This window comes from Pseudomonas sp. LB3P58, assembly GCF_054897895.1.
In genome coordinates this window covers 2,579,591-2,601,311 of the sequence record NZ_JBUBVE010000001.1, presented here as the reverse complement: position 1 = coordinate 2,601,311, position 21,721 = coordinate 2,579,591, and the positions used below count along the sequence as shown (strand labels likewise).

Below are 21,721 nucleotides of genomic sequence, written 5' to 3'. Positions count from 1 at the left end.
ACGCCGGGGCGCCGCTCAATGCGGCGCGCTCGGCCACATGGCGCAAACTGTCGAAATTGATATTCGCGCCCGAGTCGATCGCTACCAGTGTCTGATCACGGGCACCGGTTTGCGCCACGTATTTTTTGATTCCGGCCACGGCCAAGGCACCCGAAGGTTCGGTGATCGAGCGGGTATCGTCGTAGATATTCTTGATGGCGGTGCAGAGTTCGTCGTTGCTGACCGTCAACACCTCATCGACACAGAACCGGCAGACTTCGAAACCGTAAGCACCAATCTGGGCGACGGCGACACCGTCGGCGAAAGTGCCTACGTTCGGCAGGACAACTCGCTCGCCGGCCTGCAATGCCGCATGTAAACAGGCGGAATGCTCCGACTCGACGCCGATGATGCGGACTTCAGGTCGCAAGTATTTGACGTACGCCGCGATACCGGCGATCAGGCCGCCACCTCCCACCGGGACGAAGATCGCGTCCAGTGGACCTTGATGCTGACGCAGGATTTCCATGGCGACGGTGCCCTGCCCCGCGATCACGTCCGGGTCGTCGAACGGCGAGACAAAGGTGCGACCGGTTTGCCGCGCCAGGTTCAGCGCATAGTCCAGGGCAAACGGAAAACTCTCACCGTGCAGCACCGCATCGGCACCCCGACTGCGCACACCGAGCACCTTCAGTTCCGGCGTCGTGCACGGCATGACAATGGTCGCCGCAATTCCCAGCTCACGGGCTGCTAATGCCACGCCTTGAGCATGATTACCTGCCGAAGCGGTGATCACGCCGCGTGCCTTTTGCTCATCGCTCAGTTGCACCAGTTTGTTGTAGGCACCGCGGATTTTGAAGGAGAAGGTCGGTTGCAGGTCTTCGCGTTTGAGCAGGATCTGATTGCCGAGCGTCTCGGACAACGCTGGTGCTGGTTGCAGCGGCGTACGCACCGCGAGCTCATACACCGGCGCGGCGAGGATCTTTTTCACGTAGTGCTCAAGCAAGGTCTGCTGGGCGGTGGTGCTGCTCATGGTCGTCTCCTGACGTTGATCGGAACCCAGGAGGCAGAAAGTAAAAACCCGCCTCTAGGGCGGGTTGGGTGCTGCAGTCGTGAGCTAGCCCGCCAAATAAGGAATGGCGGTAATAATGCTTGGCTGGCAGCGCAATACAGTGGAAGTCATGTCCGGAAATTAGCCGGACGCTGATGGCAAGTCAATGGCCAATTTTACTCGGCCTCTGTAGGCTGACGACTCTGCTCATCGTCCCAAGGAAGGAAACCATGAAGTCTGTCGCCCTGCCCCTCATTGCCCTGATTGCGTTCGCCGGCTACACCGTTTCGGTGATGCTTCAGGCCGAACAGTCATTGATCGACTTCGGCATCAGCCTGATGTCGCGCCCCGACACGGCGCAGGTGGTGATTGATTTGTACCTGCTGGCGACGCTCGCGGGCATATGGATGTACACGGATGCGCGCAAGCGTGGGCAGTCGGGGTGGTCGGTGGTTCCCTACCTTTTGATCACCGCTATTTTCGTCTCCATCGGGCCATTGTTGTATCTGGTGGTTCGGGGGGCTCAGGATCAGAAAAAGTCCGCTGAAGCACCTCAAGAGGTCTGATCCAGGAGTTGTTGTGCTGTTGAGGTTGCCTTCGCGAGCAGGCTCGCTCCCACATTGGATCTCTGGCATTCACAAATGATGTGTTCACAGAAGATCTAAAGTGGGAGCGAGCCTGCTCGCGATGGCAGTCTCACAGCCATCGAAGTTATTTCGCCAACCGCCTGAGCCCGAGCACCATCACTCCCGCCCCCATTATCATCGCGGTCAGAAACAGCGGATACGAAACCCACCACGGCACGCCCGCCGTCATCATGCTGAACTCGGACATGCCGCCGATACTTGCAATCAGGTTCAGCGGCAGAAAAACCACATTGATCAACGTCAGTTTGCGCAGCAGGTTGTTCATGCTGTTGTTCATCAGGTTGCCCCGGGCGTCGATCAGCCCGGAGAACACCGTGGAGTAGATTTCCGCCTGTTTGTAGCACTGGTTGTTTTCGATGATCAGGTCGTCGATCAGGCCAATGGCTTCGGCGCTGAATTGTTCCTTTGCCGCGTGATTGCGCAACCGGGTCAGGACTGCGCCGTTGCTGTGAATCGCATTGATGTAATAGATCAGGCTTTCGCTGAGGTTGAACATCTGGATCAGGTGCTGGTTCTGCATTGACGCATTGAATTTCTGCTGCAACTCCCGGGCAACCATCTTGATCACCTTCAAGTGGCCCAAATAGTGATGGATGTTGTTGAACAACAGGTCGAGCAACACATCCAGCGGCGTGTTCAGAGGCTGGCGCAGGCCGAGGCCACTGAGCGGCGAGTCGTCGGTGGCGATCACCAGCAAACGATGCTCGGAAAACAGCAAACCGCACGACGACACTTCGAAGGCCAGGCTGCCGGCACCGGAATAGTTTTCCGGGCGTTTCCAGATCAGGAACAGGTTATCAGGGTGAAACTCGATGCGTGACACCTCGTCGGGGTCCAAGGCCGAGGCCAGGGCGTGTTCATCAACTTTGAAATGGCTGTGCAGCAGATCCCGTTCGGCCGCATCGGGATTGCTGAACAACATCACGTCGGCGTCCAGCCGTTCGACCGCTTGCAGGGCGCCGTGAATCAGTTGAAAGCGCTTGATCATCCGCCGCTCACCAGGCCTGGCCGCGGCGCTTGAGTTCCAGGCGACGGACGAACTCTTCCAGCACCAGTGAATACAGATCGTCCTGCAAGTAAGCGTCTTCGATGCCGGCGTCCATGTTGGGATTGTCGTTGACCTCGATCACCACCACTTTGTCGCCGGACTGCTTGAGGTCGACACCGTAGAGGCCATCGCCGATCAGGTTCGCGGTCTTCACCGCCAGCTCCACAACCGCCCGCGGTGCTTCGTGAACCGCCAAGGTGCGGCATTCGCCATTGATGTCCTGGCCCTTGGCCTTGTGGTTGTAGATCTGCCAATGGCCCTTGGACATGAAGTACTGGCAGGCAAAAATCGGTTTGCGGTTGAGCACGCCGATGCGCCAGTCGTATTCGGTGTAGAAGAATTCCTGAGCCAGCAACAGCACCGAATGCTCAAACAGCTCGGCCGTGGCCTCGAGCAAGGCTTGCTGGCTTTCGACCTTGATCACGCCCCGAGAGAAACAACCGTCGGGGATCTTCAACACCAACGGGAAACCGAGGCGCTCGCCGACCCGCTCAAAATCTTCCGGTCGCTCTTTATAGAGAATCTCGGTGGCGGGCATGCCCAGTTGATGGCTCTTGAGCAGATCGGTCAGGTACACCTTGTTGGTGCAACGCAGGATCGACGCCGGGTCGTCCATCACCACCAGCCCTTCGCTCTCGGCTTTCTTGGCAAAACGGTAGGTGTGGTTGTCGACGCTGGTCGTCTCGCGGATCAGCAGCCCGTCGTATTCGGCGATACGCGCGTAGTCCTTGCGCTCGATCAGCTCGACGTCTATGCCCAACGTCTTGCCAACCCTGACGAAGTTATCCAGCGCCTTGGCATTCGACGGCGGCAACGCTTCCTGGGGATCGTGCAGGATGGCCAGGTCATAACGGGCCAAACGCCGGGAACGTGGTACGCGCCAGATCTTGCGACTGAAACTGTCGAGGGAGTGAGCGAACTGGTCTTCCTGATCTTCGCGCAACTTATGTAAGGCACCGGACTTTATGCCTTCGATGTGCCAGCCGTTAGTTCGTCGAAACTCAACTAGCAATATCGGACACGGAAAGACTTCAAACAACTGTCGTGCCAGATCCTGCAACGGCTCGATATGAGTCTTGCCAAAATACAGTGTCAGGGTAAAGCCTTCGGTATCGCTGTAAAGATGATGACTGAGGGCTTTTTCCAGGGTTTTATCCAAATCATCCAGGGCCAGGCCGTACAAGGATTTTCGAGTCAGTTCGCTGATGGTCCTCACCGACGGAATCACCTTGTGCCCACGGGCTTCGGCCAGCAGCGAGCAGTAGTAACCGTGCCCCAGGTACTTATAGCTGCGGCACAGGTTGATCACCTGGACCCGCTTGCCCCGCTCGTCGTCACGGTTTTTTTCGAGGTATTCCTGAGCCGTCACGATGTCTTCACTGGGGAAGTAGGAGGCCCAGTCTTCCTTGCGTTCGACGATGATAATCAACTGGCTGGAAGTTCTAACACCGTCACTTAAATAAGTTGCTGCCGGCAAAGTTTGCTCGGATACTTCGCGCCAATGACCCTGTACCGCTGACATAGTGATTGATCCGTTGGAGAACAAGACCTTTCCTATTAAGCACGAACTTTTTAAAAAGTCCCGTTTCGTTACGCAACTTTTACGGTGGTCATATGAATCTGGTTTTTCGCTTGGCGCTGGTTGAAGACTTACCGGCACTGCTGGAACTCGAACAACACTGTTTCACCACGGATCGGCTTAACCGTCGCAGTTTTCAATGGATGATCACACGGGCCCACGGGCACCTGCTGGTGGCCCAGCGTGGCGAGCACCTCATCGGTTACGCCGTGGTGCTGTTTCACCGGGGTACTTCGCTGGCGCGCCTTTACTCGATTGCGATCGCCTCCGAAGCACGCGGCAGCGGCCTGGGCAGGCAATTGCTTCAGCGCATCGAGGCCTGCGCCCTTGAACACGACTGCGCCTACCTGCGGCTGGAAGTACGCATCGACAACCCGACGGCAATTGCCCTGTATGAGCGCAACGGTTACCGACGCTTTGCCCTGATTCACGACTATTACCAAGACCATGCCGATGCGCTGCGGCTAGAGAAGCGCATCCTCCAGCACCGTGACTCGCGCAACATCAAGGTGCCCTGGTATCCGCAGACCACCGATTTCACCTGCGGCCCGGCCTGTCTGCTGATGGCCATGGGCGCGCTGCAAGCGGGTCGCGTGCTGGAGCGTCGCGAAGAACTGCAGATCTGGCGGGAGGCAACCACCGTGTTCATGACCTCCGGCCATGGTGGCTGCAGCCCTCAAGGCCTGGCGCTGGCGGCATCGCGACGAGGGTTTCGGGTGCGACTGCAACTGAGCATGACTGGGCCACTGTTTCTCGATGGCGTACGCGATGCGCATAAAAAAGAGGTAATGCGGTTAGTGCACGAAGAGTTCACCACGCAGCTACACACCACTGACGTCGAACAGGTGATCGGAGGGCCGCTGGATCTTCCGGGTTTACTAGACGGTGGCGGACAACCGCTGGTGCTCATCAGCAGCTATCGACTGACCCGTTCCAAATCGCCGCATTGGGTGATCGTCACCGATTGCGATGAAGAGTTCGTCTACCTGCATGACCCGGATGTCGATCACAGCCAGCATCGCCAACCCATGGACTGCCAGCATCTGCCGGTCAGCCATGGGGAGTTCGAAAAAATGTGCAGCTTTGGGCGAGGCAAGTTGCGGGCGGCAGTGGTCCTGTACGCCCGATCATGAGTTTCACAATCCCTGTAGCAGCAGCCTTCGGCAGCTGCTACACAGGTGTCGGTTACTTCAGTCCAATCTTGTACAGGGCTCCATCGTCTTCATCGGTCAGCACATATAAGTACCCATCCGGCCCCTGCCTCACATCGCGAATGCGCTTGTTGAGTTCGCCCAGCAATCGCTCTTCGTGAACGACCTTGTCGCCATCGAACTGCAAGCGGATCAACTCCTGGCTCACTAACGCGCCGATAAACACGTTGTGCTGCCAGGCCTTGAAGCGGTCAGCGTCGTAGAAAGCCATGCCGCTGAGACCGGGGGACTTTTCCCAGACGTGGTGCGGGGCGACGGTGCCTTCGGCGGTCTTGCCCTTGGCTTCCGGAATCGGCTGGCCGGAATAGTTGATGCCGTGGGTTGCCATCGGCCAGCCGTAGTTCTTGCCACGCTCGATAATGTTGATTTCATCGCCCCCCTGGGGACCGTGCTCGTTTTCCCAGAGGGTGCCGGTCCAGGGATTGAGCGCCGCGCCTTGCGGATTGCGATGACCGTAGGACCAGATTTCCGGGCGTACGCCGGCCTGACCGACAAAGGGGTTGTCATCCGGCACCTTGCCGTCCGGGTAGATCCGCACGACCTTGCCTTGCAGCTTGTCGAGGTCTTGGGCGGTCGGCCGGTCGTTGTTCTCGCCAAGGGTGATGAACAGATAGCCGTCGCGGTCGAACACCAGGCGCGAACCAAAGTGGTTACCGACTGAAAGCTTGGGTTCCTGGCGGAAAATCACTTTGAAATCCTTGAGGGCTGTCAGGTCGTCAGACAGACGTCCGCGACCAACCACCGTCCCGGCCTTGTCGCCCTCACCACCGCCTTCGGCATACGACAGATAGACCGTGCGGTCTTGCTTGAAGTCGGGCGACAACACCACATCCAGCAAGCCGCCCTGCCCCTTGGCCCAGACCTTTGGCACACCACTGAGCGGAGCGGAAAGTTTACCGTCGGCGCTGATCACCCGCAGGTTGCCGGGCCGTTCGGTCACCAGCATCCCTTGGCGATCGGGAAGAAACGCCAAGGCCCAGGGATGTTCGAGCCCCTTGGTCATTGTCGTCACCTCTAGGGTGCCCTGTTCGCTTTTCAGATTCTGGGTCGGCGCCGCGAAAGCGGGCGCCGTGACGGTGATCAGTGCACTGGCACACAGTGTGGCCAGAAGGGTTTTACGCAACATGCACGATTCCTTTTGTCGTTCGAATGGCTGGCAAGAACGCTGTCGTGCCGTTCAACGGTTGCTGGTGTCTGCGTCTCGATGAGGTGGATTGGGAATGAATGTCGGTGGGGTGGCGGGAGGCGGCCGACCTTGGGGATAGCGGTTGCCGATGCCTCCATTGTCAAGCGTCGGTGGCCGCGGCACGGGCACTGTGTTTGGGCCACGGATGGCCGGCGCGCTGGGTTGCGTGCCTTGCATGCTGTTGGGATTGGCCCGGCGAATCGGGCTGTTGTAAGGATTGCTGGCGTTGCCTGTCGGGCTCTGGGCCAACAGCAGTGAAGAAGGTGGCGATGCGGTGTCAGCCTGGGCCAGATTGCTCAGCCAGGCACTCAACGCCAACGCGGTGCAGCCGAGCACAAATCTGTTCATGGGGAGCCTCTCGACATCAGAGTGGATAGGAACTTCGATATCACGCTACGCCCGGGGTTCGAGTTTGTTAACTAAAACCTCCTTCACAAGATGTAACACGAATTGACCCGGCCGCCGATACGCCCGCAGGACCGGGTCGCAGCCCACTGAAACTTTTGCACAGCGTCACCGGTCACCTGAACATCACTCGCGAGAAGACGACCATGGCACGGGCAATCTGGAAAGGCGCGATCAGTTTCGGGCTGGTGCATATCCCTGTGGCGCTGGTCTCGGCGACATCCTCGCATGGGGTGGATTTCGACTGGCTCGACAGCCGCAGCATGGACCCGGTGGGCTACAAGCGAATCAACAAGGTCACCGGCAAGGAAGTGACCAAGGAACACATCGTCAAAGGTGTGCAGTATGAAAAGGGTCGGTATGTGGTCCTCAGCGAAGAGGAAATCAAGTCGGCGCACCCGCTGTCCACTCAGACCATCGACATCTTTTCCTTTGTCGACAGCGAGCAGATCCCCCTGCAAAACATCGATACGCCCTACTACCTCGCGCCGGATAAGCGCGGTGGCAAGGTCTATGCGCTGTTGCGCGAAACGTTAAGCAAGACCAATAAAGTCGCCCTGGCCCATGTGGTGCTGCACACGCGTCAGCACCTCGCCGCGCTGATGCCGCTGGAATCGGCGATGGTATTGGTGATGCTGCGCTGGCCCGCCGAAGTGCGAAGTCTGGATACGCTTGAGCTAGGCAGTGAAGTCACCAAGCCCGAACTGGCCAAAGGTGAACTCGATATGGCCAAACGACTGGTTCAGGACATGAGCGCAGACTGGAAACCCGAGGATTATCGCGACAGTTTTGAAGACAAGATCATGGCGTTGGTTGAGAAGAAGGCTAATGAAGGCAAGATCGAAGATGTCGAAACAGCGACTGGCGAAGAGGAACGCAAAACCGCAGATATTATCGATCTGACCGAGCTGCTTAAACGCAGCCTCGGCGGCAAGAGCACAGGCAAAACGAAGCCGGCCGCGAAACCCGCCGCACACAAAAAAGCCACGAAGACTTCTCGTGGCTGATTGAAAGTTTGCGGTGAATGTTATGGCCTCTTCGCGAGCAAGCCCGCTCCCACAGTTGACCGCGATCTAATGTGGAAGCGGGCTTGCTCGCGAAGGGGCCATACGCCGTGACACAATCTTTAGATCAAGACGATAATCGCCAGCAAGCCACCAAAAATCGCCCACTTTTCGAGGTAATAGAGCTTGCGGTTGCGCTTCTTGAGCGCTTTGCCGCGAAGGCGAATCTTGTAGATTCTGGCGAACAAGCGGTTGATGCCGCCGGTCTTGTCACCCGCATCGTTCGGTGCGCCCGCCGCCGACATCACATTCCGGCTGAACCAGCCATTGAACGCCGCCGCCCAGCGATACTTCATCGGCCGCTCAACGTCGCAGAACAGAATGATGCGGTTCTGCTCGGTAGTGTTTTCGGCGTAATGAATGAAGGTCTCATCAAACATGACCGCTTCACCGTCGCGCCAGTGGTAGTTCTCGCCATCGACGTTGATGTAGCAACCGGCATCGTTCGGTGTTTCCAGGCCCAGGTGATAGCGGTAGGAACCGGCATACGGATCGCGGTGACGGACCAGTTTCGAACCCGGTGGCAGCTCGGCGAACATCGCGGCCTTGATCGAGCCGATGCTTTGCACCAGTTCGGTGGTGCGCGGGCAGAGTTTCATGGCCGAAGGATGGCTGTCGCCGTACCACTTCAGGTAGAAACGTTTCCAGCCCGTCTTGAAGAACGAGTTGAAGCCGACGTCGTCGTATTGATTTGAGCGCTTGATCTCCCCGGCCCTGAGCAGGTTCTGGCCCTCGGCGCGAATTTCTTCCCAATGGTCCTGCAACGGACTCAAATCAGGAAAGTCGGCCGGGTTGAGATAAGGCTTGTTGGGGATTTTCGAGAACAGATAAAGGAAGCAGTTGATCGGCGCCAGAAACGTCGAGTGGTCGCTCAGTTGGCGGCCCAGCTTGTGGCGCACACGTCCGCGCAAGTGAACGTACGCAATGGATACAACGTAAATAGCGGCAATGATTAATTTCACGAAAAAATCGTCACACGTCAGAAATGAACAAACTGCGTCCCTTGCCGGCCAATCGGCCCAAGGGTCTTGTGCAGTGTCTGAATACGAAACAACGGTCCCGATGGCACGTCCTTGAGCCCATGCCGACTGTCGGCATCAGGTTGATAGATGGCATTTTAGCCACAGTTTGTAACCAATAGTTAACCTTCAACGGTGAAAATCTGTCCACTGATGCTGCCAAAGTGGCCGTGCGGCCTTAACGCCCTATCGTTTAAAGAGCCAGACCAGTACAATCGCCGCCAAACATTACGCGCCCCCCTTGGTTGATGACGGGAATGAACCCCGTCTCAGCGCACTTCGACTCGGGCCAAGCGCTCCATATGCTGCTGTCCACTTATTGCCAGATGGACCTTCCGCTTCTGACCGGGATGCATTTCCTGTGGTTCGAATAACGGAAACGGGTACTGAATCGGTACTGCCGCAACCCTAGCTACTCTGAATGCTTCGCAGGAAAAACCTTTGATCTCTACAGCTAACATCACGATGCAGTTCGGCGCCAAGCCGCTATTCGAAAACGTTTCGGTCAAATTCGCCGCGGGCAACCGCTACGGCCTGATCGGCGCCAACGGTTGCGGCAAGTCGACTTTCATGAAAATCCTCGGCGACGACCTCGAGCCGTCCGGCGGCCAGGTCATGCTCGAGCCGAACGTGCGTCTGGGTAAATTGCGCCAGGACCAGTTCGCCTACGAAGAATTCACCGTGATCGATACCGTGATCATGGGTCACGAAGAGCTGTGGAAGGTCAAGGCCGAACGCGACCGCATCTACTCGCTGCCGGAAATGACCGAAGAAGACGGCATGGCCGTTGCAGAACTGGAAACCGAATTCGCCGAAATGGACGGCTACACCGCCGAATCCCGTGCTGGCGAATTGCTGCTGGGCCTGGGTATCGGCATCGAGCAGCACTTCGGCCCGATGAGCGAAGTGTCCCCTGGCTGGAAACTGCGCGTATTGCTGGCTCAGGCGCTGTTCTCCGATCCTGAAGTGCTGTTGCTCGACGAACCGACCAACCACCTGGACATCAACACCATCCGCTGGCTGGAAAACATCCTGACCCAGCGCTCCAGCCTGATGATCATCATCTCTCACGACCGTCACTTCCTGAACAGCGTGTGCACCCACATGGCTGACCTGGATTACGGCGAGTTGCGCCTGTTCCCGGGCAACTACGACGAGTACATGACCGTGGCGACCCAGTCCCGCGAGCAGCTGCTGTCGGACAACGCCAAGAAGAAGGCGCAGATTTCCGAGCTGCAATCGTTCGTCAGCCGCTTCTCGGCCAACGCCTCGAAAGCCAAGCAGGCCACGTCCCGCGCCAAGGCGATCGACAAGATCCAGCTGGCCGAGGTCAAGCCTTCGAGCCGCGTGAGCCCGTTCATCCGTTTCGAACAAACCAAGAAGCTGCACCGCCAAGCGGTCATCGTCGAGCGCATGGCCAAAGGCTTCGACGGCAAGACACTGTTCAAGGACTTCAGCTTCCAGGTTGAAGCCGGCGAGCGCGTGGCGATCATCGGCCCGAACGGTATCGGTAAAACCACCCTGCTGCGCACCCTGGTCAACGAACTGACCCCGGATGCCGGTACTGTGAAGTGGACCGACGCCGCGGAACTGGGCTACTACGCCCAGGACCACGCGCACGACTTCGAAGACGACTGCAACCTGTTCGACTGGATGGGCCAATGGACCCAGGGCGGCGAGCAAATCGTTCGCGGCACCCTCGGCCGCATGCTGTTCTCCAACGATGAGATCCTCAAGTCGGTCAAGGTCATCTCCGGTGGTGAGCAAGGTCGCATGCTGTTCGGCAAGCTGATCCTGCAAAAGCCGAACGTGCTGATCATGGACGAACCGACCAACCACTTGGACATGGAATCCATCGAGGCGCTGAACCTGGCGCTGGAGAACTACCCGGGCACGCTGATCTTCGTCAGCCACGACCGTGAGTTCGTATCGTCCCTGGCGACCCGCATTATCGAGCTGAGCCCTAGCGGCGTGATCGACTTTAGCGGCACCTATGACGATTACCTGCGAAGCCAGGGCGTTGTGTTCTAAATAGCTGCTGAAACTGAAAAGCCCTGTCCATGTGACGGGGCTTTTTGCATTCAAGGGTCAAGGGATACTTTGGTTCAGAAACCTTCGCGAGCAGGCTCGCTCCCACAGGGAAATGCGTTCCAACTGTGGGAGCGAGCCTGCTCGCGAAGAGGCCCTCAAACCCTACGAATATAGTTAGCCTGCTTTCTTTTATTTTGCGCCCGCGCCATGATGCAGTTCTCCCACCGCCGCCCGCGAACGAGCCCTCATGTCTGTGCAGCAACTGCCCCCACAAAGCTCCATGGCGATCACCCTGCAGATCGTCTCCATCGTTTTCTATACCTTTATTGCGTTCCTCTGCATCGGCCTGCCAATTGCGGTGTTGCCGGGCTATGTCCATGAGCAACTGGGTTTCAGCGCGATCATCGCGGGGCTGACCATCGGATCGCAGTACCTGGCCACCCTGCTCAGCCGCCCGATGGCCGGGCGCCTGTCGGACACCATCGGCACCAAGCGGGCGATTGTTTACGGGTTATCGGGGATTGTGTTGAGCGGCGTGCTGACGTTGATTTCAACGCTGCTGCAAAGTCTTCCGTTGCTGAGTCTGTTGATCCTGATCGCCGGCCGCTTGTTGCTGGGGATTGCCCAGGGATTGATCGGGGTCGGCACCATCAGTTGGTGCATGGGTCAGGTGGGCGCTGAACATACCGCGCGATCGATCTCCTGGAACGGCATCGCCTCCTACGGCGCCATCGCTATTGGTGCGCCGCTGGGCGTGGTGATGGTCGGCGAGCTGGGGTTCGCCAGTCTTGGGGTCGCGCTGTCGGTGCTGGCGCTGGCGGCGTTGTTGCTGATCCGAAACAAACCCTCGGTGCCGGTGATTCGCGGCGAGCGCCTGCCGTTCTGGGCGGTGTTCGGGCGCATTGCGCCGTTCGGCGCGAGCCTGAGCCTCGCCTCCATCGGTTATGGCACGTTAACCACCTTTATTACCCTGTATTACGTCAGCCGTGGCTGGGCCGGCGCGGCTTATTGCCTGACGGTGTTCGGCGTGTGTTTCATCCTGGCGCGACTGTTGTTCATCTCCAGCATCAGCCGTTTCGGTGGGTTCACCTCGGCCATTGCCTGTATGTGCATTGAAACGGTGGGCCTGGTGTTGCTGTGGCTCGCGCCTTCGACCGGTTATGCGCTGATCGGCGCAGGCCTGACCGGGTTCGGTCTGTCACTGGTGTATCCGGCGCTGGGAGTCGAAGCGATCAAGCAAGTGCCCAATTCCAGTCGCGGGGCGGGATTGAGTGCTTACGCGGTGTTTTTCGATCTGGCGCTGGCGATTGCCGGGCCGTTGATGGGTGCGGTGGCGCTGAACCTGGGGTACACGTGGATTTTCTTCAGCGCGGCGTTGTTGTCGGTGGCAGGACTCGGTTTGACCCTGTTACTGAAACGCCGCGCCATGGACTGACACTGCAATCCACTGTGGGAGCGGGCTTGCTCGCGAAGGCGGTGGGTCAGTTGACATTAATACTGACTGATACACCGCCTTCGCGAGCAAGCCCGCTCCCACATTACTGATCCGCCGTCTGCATTCCGGCCCGGGTCGGTTTGCCAAGCGCATGAGAGAAGAAACGACCCGCTTCGGAAATCATGTTGCGATGGATGTCTTTGCGGTCGACACCATCGGCATCGGTACACAGCGCCGGCATGGCGAGGATCTGCTCTTCATTGCAAGGCGCCAGGAACACAAAGTGCCCTGCCCCCGCCAGCAACTTGAAGTCCGGTGCGATCGGCAGTTTGCGCGCCAGGGCCGCGGCATTCTTGTCGAACGCCACCAGTTTGTCGCCGTCGCCGCTGTAGAGCAGCACCGGCACATGCACGTCGGCCAGGGTATGGCGGCCAAACTTCAGGCTCAGCGGCGCCATGAGCAGCAAGGCGCGAACCCGTGGGTCAGCCACCGGTTGCAAGTCATCGCGGTCAGCAATCAATTCGCCTTGGGTGTTGCAGGCATCGCGGTCGTCCGGGCGCTCCTGACAATAGCGGCGCAGACGGTCCAGGTCGGGTGTCGCGCCGGACAGAATCAGCGCCGTCTCCCCGCCCGCCGAATAACCGATCACACCCACCTGATCGGCATTGACGAAGGGCGCGAGCATTCGATCACCCAGCGTCGCGGTAATGGCTTCGGAAATCTGGATGGGCCGACCGTAAAGGTTACTCAAAGTACCAAGGCGGCTGTGGTCTTTGGAGTTGTCACCGGGATGGATCACCGCCACCACCACAAACCCTTTGCGTGCCAGCGACGTGGCGAGATCGTTTAAAGCCAGCGGGGTTCCGGTGTTGCCGTGGGACAGCATCAGCATCGGGAAACGACCGATGGCGACTCGGGTGTCTTCGCCCGCTTCGACCGTGTAGCCCTCGAGGATGCTGGAGTGTTCCTTGTCGCTGGAGGGATAGAAGGCGATGGCGCGCATCGGTTGCAAGTCCAGAGGGTCGAGAAAGCTCATCTCATGGAAACCGACGCTCCAGTGAGGATGCGGCGCAGGCGCGGCGTGCACTGAGTTCAGGCTGCTGAGCAGGCAAATCAGTAAGGTTGCACAAAGACGCACCATGGGAGGCTCCACCTGGCTACTGACCGGGGACGTTAATCCTCGAAAGCATAACTCGGGCCACTATTCAATGAAATTCCGAAACAGCCAGAAACAAAAAACTCCGTATCTGGCACTTGCGTGATCAGAATACAGAGTTTTTTGGGTATTGCCCGAGCTGTTTGATTTTCTTTACAGAAGCCTTACGCAGCGGCGAACAACTGCTCGCTGATTTGCGTGTGAGCGTCGCTCATGGCTTTGGTGCGGACTTCGTCACCGTAGGCAAGGCCATGGGCACGGACGAACTCGAGGTCAGTGATACCGATGAAGCCGAACAGCACCTTCAAGTACTCTTCGTGAGCCACACCTGTGGCCTGACCCGCATGCAGACCGCCGGAAGTCGATACGATCACGACTTTCTTGCCACCGCACAGGCCTTCAGGGCCGGCTTCGGTGTAACGGAAGGTCTGACCGGCAACAGCGATGCGGTCGATCCAGGCCTTGAGTTGGGTCGGGATGGTGAAGTTGTACATCGGAGCTGCAATCACCACGGCATCGGCGGCGAGGAATTCGGCCAGGGTGGTGGCGCTCAGCTCGGCTTCGTGTTGCTGGGCGGCGTTACGCAGCTCAGCGGTGGTGCCGGCGGCAACCAGGGTCGTGGCGGAGAAATGGCTGATGGCATCGGCGGCCAGGTCGCGGTAGGTCACTACGGCAGTCGGCTCTGCGGTTTGCCAGGCTTTAACGACTTCGCTGCTCAGCTGACGGGAAGCCGAGTTGTCACCAAGAATGCTCGAATCGATATGCAGCAGTTTCATGTGGGATCTCCAGGTGAGGATCGCTATGAGGCGATCTGATGGGGAGAATCCTACAGGCGAAACCAATAGCTGATTAGACGGCAACAATGCGATAGTTCGTCCTACTGATAGAACAATCGAGCTCACACCATGCAAGACCTCAATGATCTCTACTACTTCGCCAAAGTGGTTGAAGCCGGTGGCTTCGCGGCGGCCGGGCGTTTGCTCGGAATTCCCAAGTCGCGATTGTCGCGGCGCATCGCCGAGCTGGAAGAGCGCCTCGGCGCGCGCTTGCTGCAACGCACCACCCGACAACTCAAGCTGACCGCCGTGGGCGAACGTTACCTGCGGCACTGTCAGGCGATGCTGCTGGAAGCTGAAATGGCCGATGAAGCCGTCGCCAGCATGTCCAGCGAACCTCGCGGGCGTTTGCGGGTGTCCTGCCCCGTCGGGTTGGCCCACGAAATTCTGCCGACAGTGATCAGCGACTTCCTTGAGAAGTATCCTCAGGTTCAACTGGAGGTCATGTTGCTCAACCGCCGCGTCGACCTGGTGACCGAGGGCGTCGATGTGGCGCTACGGGTGCGTGAGTTGGGGGATGAGGATCCGCTGCTGGTCACCCGACGTTTGCGCCAGGCGCAGATGGCGATGGTCGCCAGCCCCGGTTTTTTGCACGGGCGTGAAATCAACCACCCCGAAGACCTGAAAAACCTGCCCGTGCTCGGCGCCCTGGAAGCCGACCGCCTGGTGCATATCCGCCTGCTCGACCAACAGGGCAAAAGCTGCGATCTCACCCTCGAAGCGCGATTGGGCATCGATGACTTTATCGTGCGCAAGGCCTGCACTCTCGCCGGCCAGGGTTTTACCATGCTGCCGATGATGTATTGCGAGCAGGAACTGGAAAACGGCTCGCTGGTGCAGTTGTTGCCCGACTGGTCGTTGCCTGGCGGCTGGCTGCAAGCGGTCTACCCTCATCGACGCGGGGTGATGCCGGCCGTACGCGCCTGGCTCGACCATTTGATCGAATCATTCAATGCTTGTGGGGACCGACTGATATGAAGGCTGGACGTATGAGCGAAGAGGATGTCGCGCAATTCTGTCTCGCGCTGCCGGGTGCGCGGGAAGACTACAAGTGGGGTGGCGTACGGGTGTTTTCGATTGCAGGGAACAAGATGTTTGCCTTGCAGAACCTGCGGGGCGAATCCCTGGCCTTCAAGGTCGACAAGGACTTGTTTCTCGGTCATTGCGACCGCCCGGGAATCCGCCCGGCGCCGTATCTGGCGCGGGCTCAGTGGATCATCATGGAAACGCCCTACCCGTTGGGCCCTGAAGAGCTGCAAGGCTTGTTGCAGCGTTCCCATCAATTGGTGGTGAGCAAGTTGCCCAAGCGCACTCAGGTCGGACTGCTGCTTTAAAGCAGCGCGAACAGATGGGCCCCGAGAAACAGCTGGTCGATCCAGAACACCTGATGCATCAGCACGATGATCCAGAACACCAACTGATACGAGATCTTGCGCGTCTTGTGCCGAAACACCTGCTGGGCCAGTAAGGCGCCCGGCCAGCCGCCGGCGAGTTCCACCGCATGCAGCACGTTCTCGGGTGTGCGCCAATGGTCGGCGCGCGCCTTGCGTTTGTCGCTCCAGTACAGCAAGAACGCCAGCAGGCTGACGACCCCGTACGCCGCCAGGGGAATCACCGAAACCCCACGCAGCCACAACGACATCGAGCCAAACAGCGGCAGCGCGCACAGCACCGCAAACACCAACAGTTTCAGCTGAAGATTGCGGACCTCTCCAGCGGGTTTGCGTCCGGGGTTGTTGCGCGCGCTGGCGTCATTCATGGCTTGACCGCGGCCCAGTCAACCCAGCCAAACTGCCAGGTGGCCAGGATGACCAGGCCGAATACGATACGGTACCAGGCGAACGCGGCGTAGCTGTGGCTGGCGATGAACTTGAGCAAGCCCCTGACGGCAATCATTGCAAAGATGAACGCGGTCACGAAGCCGATCGCGAACACCGGAAAGTCCGACGGGACGAACAGGCTGCGGTATTTGTAGCCCGAGTAAACGGCCGCAGCGACCATGGTCGGCATCGCCAGAAAGAACGAGAACTCGGTAGCGGTCTTGCGCGACAGCCCGAACAACAAGCCACCAATGATCGTCGAGCCGGAACGCGAAGTACCGGGAATCATCGCCAGGCACTGGGCGAAGCCGACTTTCAGGGCATCTTTCCAGGTGATCTCATCAACGGTGTCGGCATGCACTTCATGCTGACGCTTTTCGGCCCACAACATGACGATCCCGCCCACAACCAACGCCGTCGCGACGGTGATCGGATTGAACAGGTATTTGTGGATCAAATCGGAAAAAATTACCCCCAGTACCACGGCCGGCATGAAGGCAATCAGCAGGTTTGCGGTAAAGCGGCGAGCGCCGGGCTGCGTTGGCAAACCGGTCACCACATCGATGATCTTGCGGCGGAACTCCCACACCACCGCCAGAATCGCCCCCAGCTGAATAATAATGTTGAAAGCGATGGCTCGCTCGCCACCGAAGTTGAGCAAATCCGCCACAATGATTTGGTGTCCGGTGCTGGAAATCGGCAAAAACTCCGTCAGCCCTTCCACAACGCCCAAAATCAATGCCTGTAAGGCCGTCCAAAGATCCATCAATCCCCCAAGAAGCGATGCGTCACGGCATGCCTCGTAAATATTTTTTCAGAACGTTGATTGCGGTCAGCGTCGCTGCTGCACCGCGCGCATAGAATCCAGACGGAACCATAAAAATTCCGTGAAAAATCAACTTGGATTCAGGTTTTTCCGCGCGGGGCCGAAATCCTATCAGACAAGTCTGATTAACGCTGCCGCGTTATTGGACTTGGGTCGGATATGACCGATTGGCAAAGTGTGGTTGGATGCTGGCGATCATTTATTACAAGAAAAAGAAACCGGAGTGACAGCGTTATGAACAGCTTGCGCAGTATGTCGATCAGCCGGCGTTTGTGGCTCATCTTGATCGTGGCCGTCCTGATGCTAATGACGTTGGGCGTCTTGATGCTCAAGCAGATTCACGATGACCTGTACCACGCCAAGGCTCAGAAAACCCAGCATGTGGTGCAAACCGCCAGTGGCATTCTGACCTATTACCACGACCTCGAAACCGCCGGCACGCTCACCCGCGATGCTGCACAGAAGCAGGCTCTGAGCGCCGTTCGCGGTCTGCGCTATGACCAGAACGACTACTTCTGGATCAATGACCTGACGCCGGTGATGATCATGCACCCGGCCAACCCGAAACTCGATGGCCAGAACCTCTCGGCGATCCGCGACCCGGACGGTTTTGCCCTGTTTAACGAAATGGTCGCCCTCGCCAAGTCCAAAGGTGCCGGCACCGTCGACTATCGCTGGCCGAAACCGGGCGCCAGTGCACCGGTAGAAAAAACCTCCTACATCAAACTCTTCGAGCCCTGGGGTTGGGTGATCGGTTCGGGCGTGTATATCGATGACATGCAGGCCGAGTTCTATGGCCAGGTCTGGAAGGCCTCGCTCGTTGGGCTGGTGATTGCCCTGATCATGGCGCTGCTGGTCATCCTGATTGCTCGCAGCATCGTGCGTCCACTGCAGGAAACCGTGAACGCCATGGCCAACATCGCCAGCGGCGAGAGCGACCTGACCCACAGCCTCGACACCCATGGCCAGGATGAAGTCACGCAACTGGCACACCACTTCAACGCCTTCACCGCCAAGCTGCGACTGGTGATCCGTGAACTGCAAGTGTCCGCCAGTGCCCTGGGCCAGTCTTCCAGCGAATTGGGCAACGACGCCGCCCAGGCCCAGCAACGCAGTCAGCAACAGTCCCAGCAAATGGAACTGGTGGCCACAGCCATCAATGAAGTGACGTATGGCGTGCACGACGTCGCGAAAAACGCCGAGCACGCCGCCAGCGAAATGCGCGATGCCGAGTCTCAGGCGCAGCAAGGCCAGGTCAACATCGATGGCAGCCTGCAACAGATCGACAAGCTGTCGTCGACCATCGATCAGGCGGTGGAAGTGATTCGCACCCTGGCCGCCGAAAGCACACAGATCGGCAGCGTCCTCGAAGTGATCCGCTCCATCGCCGAGCAAACCAACCTGCTGGCCCTCAACGCAGCCATCGAAGCCGCCCGGGCCGGTGAGCAAGGTCGAGGTTTTGCGGTGGTGGCCGATGAAGTGCGACTGCTGGCCCAGCGTACCCAGAAGTCCACGGCAGAGATCCAGTCGATGATCGAACGCCTGCAAAGCCACTCCGAAGCGGCGGTCAAAGTCATCGGCGACAGCAGCCGTGCATCGCAGTCGACCATCGAGCAGGCCGGTCTGGCCGGCGCAAGCCTGAATGCCATTGCCCAGGCGCTGCGCAACCTCAACGGGTTGAACGCTTCCATCGCCAGCGCAACCTTGCAACAGGCGCATGTGGTCGAGGACATCAACCAGAACGTCACCCAGGCGGCCGGTTTGTCCCACAGCACGGCGCTGGCGGCCGAACAGTCGAGCGTGGCCAGCGTTCATCTGAAGGAATTGAGTGAGCAATTGAACGGGCTGCTCAAGCAGTTCCGGGTGTAACGACAGCCCCTGCTACAAAGGGCGGCGCACGCCAGTTCTACTTGGCAGCGCCTGCCGTTACAATCCGCCCCCTCTTCGACTTCCCCCAAGGAACCTCCATGTCCGGGCTTGAACTGTTTGCCGCCGCCCTCGGTGTCATTGCCGTCTGGTTGACGGTCAAACAGAACCCCTGGTGCTGGCCGATCGGCCTGGTCATGGTGCTGCTTTATAGCTGGATCTTTTTTGAGGTGAAGCTCTACTCGGACATGCTCCTGCAGGTGATCTACGCCGCATTGCAGCTCTATGGCTGGTGGCAGTGGACGCATGCGGGGGGCGCGCACCATGGTCGGCAGGTCAGCCTGCTCGACGGTAAATCGGTCGCTATCAGTCTGGTCATTGGAGCGCTCGGCAGTCTGTTGCTGGGCGCTGCAATGGCGAACTGGACCGATGCCGCACAACCCTGGCTCGATGCGGCACTGACTGGCTTCAGCCTGGTGGCGCAGTTATGGATGGCGCAAAAACGCGTTCAATGCTGGCCGCTGTGGTTCACCCTGGATGTGATCTTCGTCGGGCTGTTTATCTACAAAGACCTGTACCTGACTGCTGGGCTCTACGCGCTGTTCGCCCTGATTGCTGTGCAAGGCTGGCGGGAATGGCGGGCCGATCCGGCGTTGCGCACATGAAAGTTCTGGTACTCACAGGCCCCGAGTCCAGTGGCAAGAGTTGGCTGGCAGCCGAGTTACAACAGCATTTCGGCGGGGTCCTGGTAGACGAATATGTACGCTGGTTCATCGAACAAAACCCACGAGACACCTGCCTGGCCGACATTCCGGAAATCGCCCGAGGGCAGCTGAAATGGGAGGATGAGGCACGCGCCCGGCAGCCGCATTTGCTGATTCTCGACACTCACTTGCTGAGCAACATCCTCTGGAGCCAGACCTTGTTTGGCGCTTGCCCGACGTGGATCGAGCAAGCATTGCTGGCACGGCACTACGACCTGCATTTGCTGCTGAGCCCTGAAACCGTGGCCTGGTATGACGATGGGCAGCGTTGCCAACCGCAATTGGCAGAACGCCAGGCGTTTTTCCAGGCCAGCCGACAATGGCTTGACCTGCACCGCCAGCCTTGCCAGGTGTTGCAAGGTGATTGGAAGCAGCGCAAGGATGCAGCATTCGAGGCTGTGACGCGCCTGCTAAAGACCTGACAGCGGTACCCCGCCCTGCCGAAAATGTCCATTCCTGAAACACCATCCCCTGCGCAAACCCGCGAATTGAAGCGGCTCAAGCACTCCTGCAAGAAAATGTTAAGCCACTGATACAACCTGCCTTCAGCGCCCTTAGCGAGCAATACCGCCAGCATGGACGGCGTTTTTGCGTGGTTCTGTCTCAGTGGCGTTACAAAACTTATTGACCACCTCGACAATTAAAGCCAACCAACTGTTTTCAAAAGAAAAACGAAAACCGGCACACCTTCTGCTCTCTTCCTCGCAACGCTGATAAGGGCCAGCGTTCCACTTACAGAAGGAATTGCCGCCGTGGGGAAACTTGAAAACAACATTTATAGCCTCCTGCTGATTGGATGCGCACTGGGCTCAAGTGTCTGCCTGCCTGTACACGCTGACAACGGCATCATCATTATCAAACGTGATGTCCAACCACGCATGGCAACGCGTGCGCCGATGATTCCCGACCCTAGCCCCACGACCGCCAATGCCAACCCGTCCAAACAAATCCTCAGTCAAACGAACGAGTTGAGCGACGGCGACTTTGCCGGTGTCGCCAGTGGTGCAGGCATCTCCCGCCTGATCACTCAAAACACCAACAACCTGGGCGGCAATATCAGCAACCAGACCCAGCTTTCCAACCTCCCCGCTGGACGTTCGGGAAATGCCGGCAACGGTATTGCCAACATGGTCAATTCAAGCGTCCAGCAAGGCCTGGGTGCTCTGAAAGTCATAACGGGAGACCGTTAAGATGAATCGTACGCTGCTGATAATCGCCATGTTTTGCAGTGCATCGACCTTCGCCCAATCCCCCGTCATCGATAACGCCAACATCGACGGTTCGGGCGCCCAGTACCAGGGCAACCTCGGGGTCAACCAGGCTGCCGGCGACCTGCAGCAGCAGGCGAACGCCCGGGCCATCGCCGTTGGCCATGGGGCCAGCGCGACCACACAGATTCGCCAACGGCTGCGTACGGTGGTCGACCCCAGGATCGATGCTCGATCCAGCATTCAAGGCGACTCCTTCAGCCACGGCACCGGCGTACTGGGCGTCAACCAGAGCGCGGGCGCCAGCAACCAGCAAGCCAATGCCCTGCGGATAAGCATCGGTACACAGCCGCAAAGCATCGACGACAGCGTCCTCAGGCAACAGAACGTGACGCTGATCACCAACTCCGATCCAACTGACTCTGCACCAGGCTATCGCCAGGTCGCTACCAGCGATCAGGCCTTCACCGGTAGCCGTGGGGTGATCCAGTTGAATCAGAGCGCCGGGGTGGGAAACCGAACGGCCAATACCCTGAGCGTACGGGTCACGGATTGACCCAAACAGGTAGGTACAACACTTAACCTAAAAT

21 protein-coding genes and 1 pseudogene are annotated in these 21,721 nt (G+C 58.5%); 12 read left to right on the top strand and 10 right to left on the bottom strand.

The genetic code is table 11. The features are described from left to right. Positions 1-16 precede the first annotated feature (16 nt). Positions 17-1,012: pseudogene (gene ilvA / locus ACYZTZ_RS12245) on the bottom strand (threonine ammonia-lyase, biosynthetic); the annotation flags it as partial. Positions 1,013-1,260: 248 nt separating this feature from the next. Between ilvA and ACYZTZ_RS12240 the strand changes: the two are divergent. Continuing rightward, the gene (locus ACYZTZ_RS12240) at positions 1,261-1,596 is read left to right on the top strand and encodes a DUF2834 domain-containing protein (protein WP_461998375.1); all 336 of its coding nucleotides are present in this window, start codon (positions 1,261-1,263) and stop codon (positions 1,594-1,596) included. A gap of 145 nt (positions 1,597-1,741) precedes the next feature. On the opposite strand, the gene ACYZTZ_RS12235 is transcribed toward ACYZTZ_RS12240, so the two are convergent. Then, positions 1,742-2,665, bottom strand: coding sequence for a magnesium transporter CorA family protein (locus ACYZTZ_RS12235; protein WP_461998374.1), 924 nt, complete (start codon positions 2,663-2,665; stop codon positions 1,742-1,744). Between the two features lie 7 nt (positions 2,666-2,672). Continuing rightward, positions 2,673-4,247, bottom strand: coding sequence for a RimK family protein (locus tag ACYZTZ_RS12230; protein ID WP_461998373.1), 1,575 nt, complete (start codon positions 4,245-4,247; stop codon positions 2,673-2,675). Positions 4,248-4,339: 92 nt separating this feature from the next. On the opposite strand from ACYZTZ_RS12230, the gene rimI reads away from it, so the two are divergent. After that, positions 4,340-5,437, top strand: coding sequence for a ribosomal protein S18-alanine N-acetyltransferase (rimI, locus tag ACYZTZ_RS12225; protein WP_461998372.1), 1,098 nt, complete (start codon positions 4,340-4,342; stop codon positions 5,435-5,437). A 52-nt stretch (positions 5,438-5,489) separates the two neighbouring features. Here rimI and ACYZTZ_RS12220 read toward each other — a convergent pair whose 3' ends face one another. Together ACYZTZ_RS12220 and ACYZTZ_RS12215 are read right to left on the bottom strand one after the other, a co-directional pair. Continuing rightward, complete coding sequence (locus ACYZTZ_RS12220; protein WP_461998371.1) at positions 5,490-6,641, bottom strand: PQQ-dependent sugar dehydrogenase; 1,152 nt, start codon at positions 6,639-6,641, stop codon at positions 5,490-5,492. A 51-nt stretch (positions 6,642-6,692) separates the two neighbouring features. After that, positions 6,693-7,049 (bottom strand): hypothetical protein, encoded by a 357-nt coding sequence (locus ACYZTZ_RS12215; protein WP_461998370.1) that lies wholly within the window; start codon positions 7,047-7,049, stop codon positions 6,693-6,695. A gap of 203 nt (positions 7,050-7,252) precedes the next feature. Between ACYZTZ_RS12215 and ku the strand changes: the two genes are divergently transcribed. Next, positions 7,253-8,113, top strand: a complete 861-nt coding sequence (ku, locus tag ACYZTZ_RS12210; protein ID WP_461998369.1) for a non-homologous end joining protein Ku — start codon at positions 7,253-7,255, stop codon at positions 8,111-8,113. Positions 8,114-8,232: 119 nt separating this feature from the next. On the opposite strand, the gene lpxO is transcribed toward ku, so the two are convergent. After that, complete coding sequence (lpxO, locus tag ACYZTZ_RS12205) at positions 8,233-9,132, bottom strand: lipid A hydroxylase LpxO (protein WP_461998368.1); 900 nt, start codon at positions 9,130-9,132, stop codon at positions 8,233-8,235. A gap of 498 nt (positions 9,133-9,630) precedes the next feature. On the opposite strand from lpxO, the gene ACYZTZ_RS12200 reads away from it, so the two are divergent. Both ACYZTZ_RS12200 and ACYZTZ_RS12195 read left to right on the top strand, forming a co-directional pair. Then, on the top strand, positions 9,631-11,220 hold the full coding sequence (locus ACYZTZ_RS12200) for an ABC-F family ATPase (protein WP_008149954.1): 1,590 nt from the start codon (positions 9,631-9,633) through the stop codon (positions 11,218-11,220). Between the two features lie 247 nt (positions 11,221-11,467). Further along, on the top strand, positions 11,468-12,655 hold the full coding sequence (locus ACYZTZ_RS12195; RefSeq protein WP_461998367.1) for an MFS transporter: 1,188 nt from the start codon (positions 11,468-11,470) through the stop codon (positions 12,653-12,655). 103 nt (positions 12,656-12,758) lie between these two features. Here the strand turns inward: ACYZTZ_RS12195 and ACYZTZ_RS12190 are convergent, their stop codons facing one another. Then, on the bottom strand, positions 12,759-13,796 hold the full coding sequence (locus ACYZTZ_RS12190) for an alpha/beta hydrolase family protein (RefSeq protein ID WP_461998366.1): 1,038 nt from the start codon (positions 13,794-13,796) through the stop codon (positions 12,759-12,761). A 179-nt stretch (positions 13,797-13,975) separates the two neighbouring features. Further along, positions 13,976-14,587, bottom strand: a complete 612-nt coding sequence (locus ACYZTZ_RS12185) for an FMN-dependent NADH-azoreductase (protein ID WP_056740026.1) — start codon at positions 14,585-14,587, stop codon at positions 13,976-13,978. Positions 14,588-14,716: 129 nt separating this feature from the next. On the opposite strand from ACYZTZ_RS12185, the gene ACYZTZ_RS12180 reads away from it, so the two are divergent. Together ACYZTZ_RS12180 and ACYZTZ_RS12175 are read left to right on the top strand one after the other, a co-directional pair. Continuing rightward, positions 14,717-15,625: a LysR substrate-binding domain-containing protein gene (locus ACYZTZ_RS12180; protein ID WP_046047151.1), complete on the top strand. Its 909-nt coding sequence runs from the start codon at positions 14,717-14,719 to the stop codon at positions 15,623-15,625. Further along, the gene (locus ACYZTZ_RS12175; RefSeq protein WP_008149946.1) at positions 15,622-15,981 is read left to right on the top strand and encodes an MmcQ/YjbR family DNA-binding protein; all 360 of its coding nucleotides are present in this window, start codon (positions 15,622-15,624) and stop codon (positions 15,979-15,981) included. The genes ACYZTZ_RS12180 and ACYZTZ_RS12175 overlap by 4 nt, the downstream gene beginning before the upstream one ends. Here the strand turns inward: ACYZTZ_RS12175 and ACYZTZ_RS12170 are convergent. Further along, positions 15,978-16,406, bottom strand: a complete 429-nt coding sequence (locus ACYZTZ_RS12170; RefSeq protein ID WP_461998365.1) for a DUF1294 domain-containing protein — start codon at positions 16,404-16,406, stop codon at positions 15,978-15,980. The genes ACYZTZ_RS12175 and ACYZTZ_RS12170 overlap by 4 nt on opposite strands. Beyond that, positions 16,403-17,233, bottom strand: a complete 831-nt coding sequence (locus tag ACYZTZ_RS12165; protein WP_461998364.1) for an undecaprenyl-diphosphate phosphatase — start codon at positions 17,231-17,233, stop codon at positions 16,403-16,405. Before ACYZTZ_RS12165 ends, ACYZTZ_RS12170 begins: the two co-directional genes overlap by 4 nt. Before the next feature lie 294 nt (positions 17,234-17,527). On the opposite strand from ACYZTZ_RS12165, the gene ACYZTZ_RS12160 reads away from it, so the two are divergent. The 5 genes from ACYZTZ_RS12160 (at position 17,528) to ACYZTZ_RS12140 (ending at position 21,687) form a co-directional block, all read left to right on the top strand. Further along, on the top strand, positions 17,528-19,162 hold the full coding sequence (locus tag ACYZTZ_RS12160; protein WP_461998363.1) for a methyl-accepting chemotaxis protein: 1,635 nt from the start codon (positions 17,528-17,530) through the stop codon (positions 19,160-19,162). 98 nt (positions 19,163-19,260) lie between these two features. Next, complete coding sequence (gene pnuC / locus ACYZTZ_RS12155; RefSeq protein WP_461998362.1) at positions 19,261-19,824, top strand: nicotinamide riboside transporter PnuC; 564 nt, start codon at positions 19,261-19,263, stop codon at positions 19,822-19,824. After that, on the top strand, positions 19,821-20,345 hold the full coding sequence (locus ACYZTZ_RS12150; RefSeq protein WP_461998361.1) for an AAA family ATPase: 525 nt from the start codon (positions 19,821-19,823) through the stop codon (positions 20,343-20,345). The genes pnuC and ACYZTZ_RS12150 overlap by 4 nt, the downstream gene beginning before the upstream one ends. Before the next feature lie 330 nt (positions 20,346-20,675). Further along, complete coding sequence (locus tag ACYZTZ_RS12145) at positions 20,676-21,113, top strand: hypothetical protein (RefSeq protein WP_461998360.1); 438 nt, start codon at positions 20,676-20,678, stop codon at positions 21,111-21,113. Position 21,114: 1 nt separating this feature from the next. Next, positions 21,115-21,687: an adhesin gene (locus ACYZTZ_RS12140; RefSeq protein WP_461998359.1), complete on the top strand. Its 573-nt coding sequence runs from the start codon at positions 21,115-21,117 to the stop codon at positions 21,685-21,687. Positions 21,688-21,721 lie beyond the last annotated feature (34 nt).

Excerpts from the sequence above, each read along its gene's own strand:
- ACYZTZ_RS12140 (WP_461998359.1), top strand. The coding sequence starts at position 21,115 with ATGAATCGTACGCTGCTGATAATCGCCATGTTTTGCAGTGCATCGACC.
- ACYZTZ_RS12215 (WP_461998370.1), bottom strand. The coding sequence starts at position 7,049 with ATGAACAGATTTGTGCTCGGCTGCACCGCGTTGGCGTTGAGTGCCTGG.
- ACYZTZ_RS12165 (WP_461998364.1), bottom strand. The coding sequence starts at position 17,233 with ATGGATCTTTGGACGGCCTTACAGGCATTGATTTTGGGCGTTGTGGAA.
- ACYZTZ_RS12175 (WP_008149946.1), top strand. The coding sequence starts at position 15,622 with ATGAAGGCTGGACGTATGAGCGAAGAGGATGTCGCGCAATTCTGTCTC.
- ACYZTZ_RS12150 (WP_461998361.1), top strand. The coding sequence starts at position 19,821 with ATGAAAGTTCTGGTACTCACAGGCCCCGAGTCCAGTGGCAAGAGTTGG.
- ACYZTZ_RS12160 (WP_461998363.1), top strand. The coding sequence starts at position 17,528 with ATGAACAGCTTGCGCAGTATGTCGATCAGCCGGCGTTTGTGGCTCATC.
- ACYZTZ_RS12185 (WP_056740026.1), bottom strand. The coding sequence starts at position 14,587 with ATGAAACTGCTGCATATCGATTCGAGCATTCTTGGTGACAACTCGGCT.
- ACYZTZ_RS12180 (WP_046047151.1), top strand. The coding sequence starts at position 14,717 with ATGCAAGACCTCAATGATCTCTACTACTTCGCCAAAGTGGTTGAAGCC.
- pnuC (WP_461998362.1), top strand. The coding sequence starts at position 19,261 with ATGTCCGGGCTTGAACTGTTTGCCGCCGCCCTCGGTGTCATTGCCGTC.
- ACYZTZ_RS12230 (WP_461998373.1), bottom strand. The coding sequence starts at position 4,247 with ATGTCAGCGGTACAGGGTCATTGGCGCGAAGTATCCGAGCAAACTTTG.
- ku (WP_461998369.1), top strand. The coding sequence starts at position 7,253 with ATGGCACGGGCAATCTGGAAAGGCGCGATCAGTTTCGGGCTGGTGCAT.
- ACYZTZ_RS12195 (WP_461998367.1), top strand. The coding sequence starts at position 11,468 with ATGTCTGTGCAGCAACTGCCCCCACAAAGCTCCATGGCGATCACCCTG.
- ACYZTZ_RS12170 (WP_461998365.1), bottom strand. The coding sequence starts at position 16,406 with ATGAATGACGCCAGCGCGCGCAACAACCCCGGACGCAAACCCGCTGGA.
- rimI (WP_461998372.1), top strand. The coding sequence starts at position 4,340 with ATGAATCTGGTTTTTCGCTTGGCGCTGGTTGAAGACTTACCGGCACTG.
- ACYZTZ_RS12235 (WP_461998374.1), bottom strand. The coding sequence starts at position 2,665 with ATGATCAAGCGCTTTCAACTGATTCACGGCGCCCTGCAAGCGGTCGAA.
- ACYZTZ_RS12190 (WP_461998366.1), bottom strand. The coding sequence starts at position 13,796 with ATGGTGCGTCTTTGTGCAACCTTACTGATTTGCCTGCTCAGCAGCCTG.
- ACYZTZ_RS12240 (WP_461998375.1), top strand. The coding sequence starts at position 1,261 with ATGAAGTCTGTCGCCCTGCCCCTCATTGCCCTGATTGCGTTCGCCGGC.
- ACYZTZ_RS12220 (WP_461998371.1), bottom strand. The coding sequence starts at position 6,641 with ATGTTGCGTAAAACCCTTCTGGCCACACTGTGTGCCAGTGCACTGATC.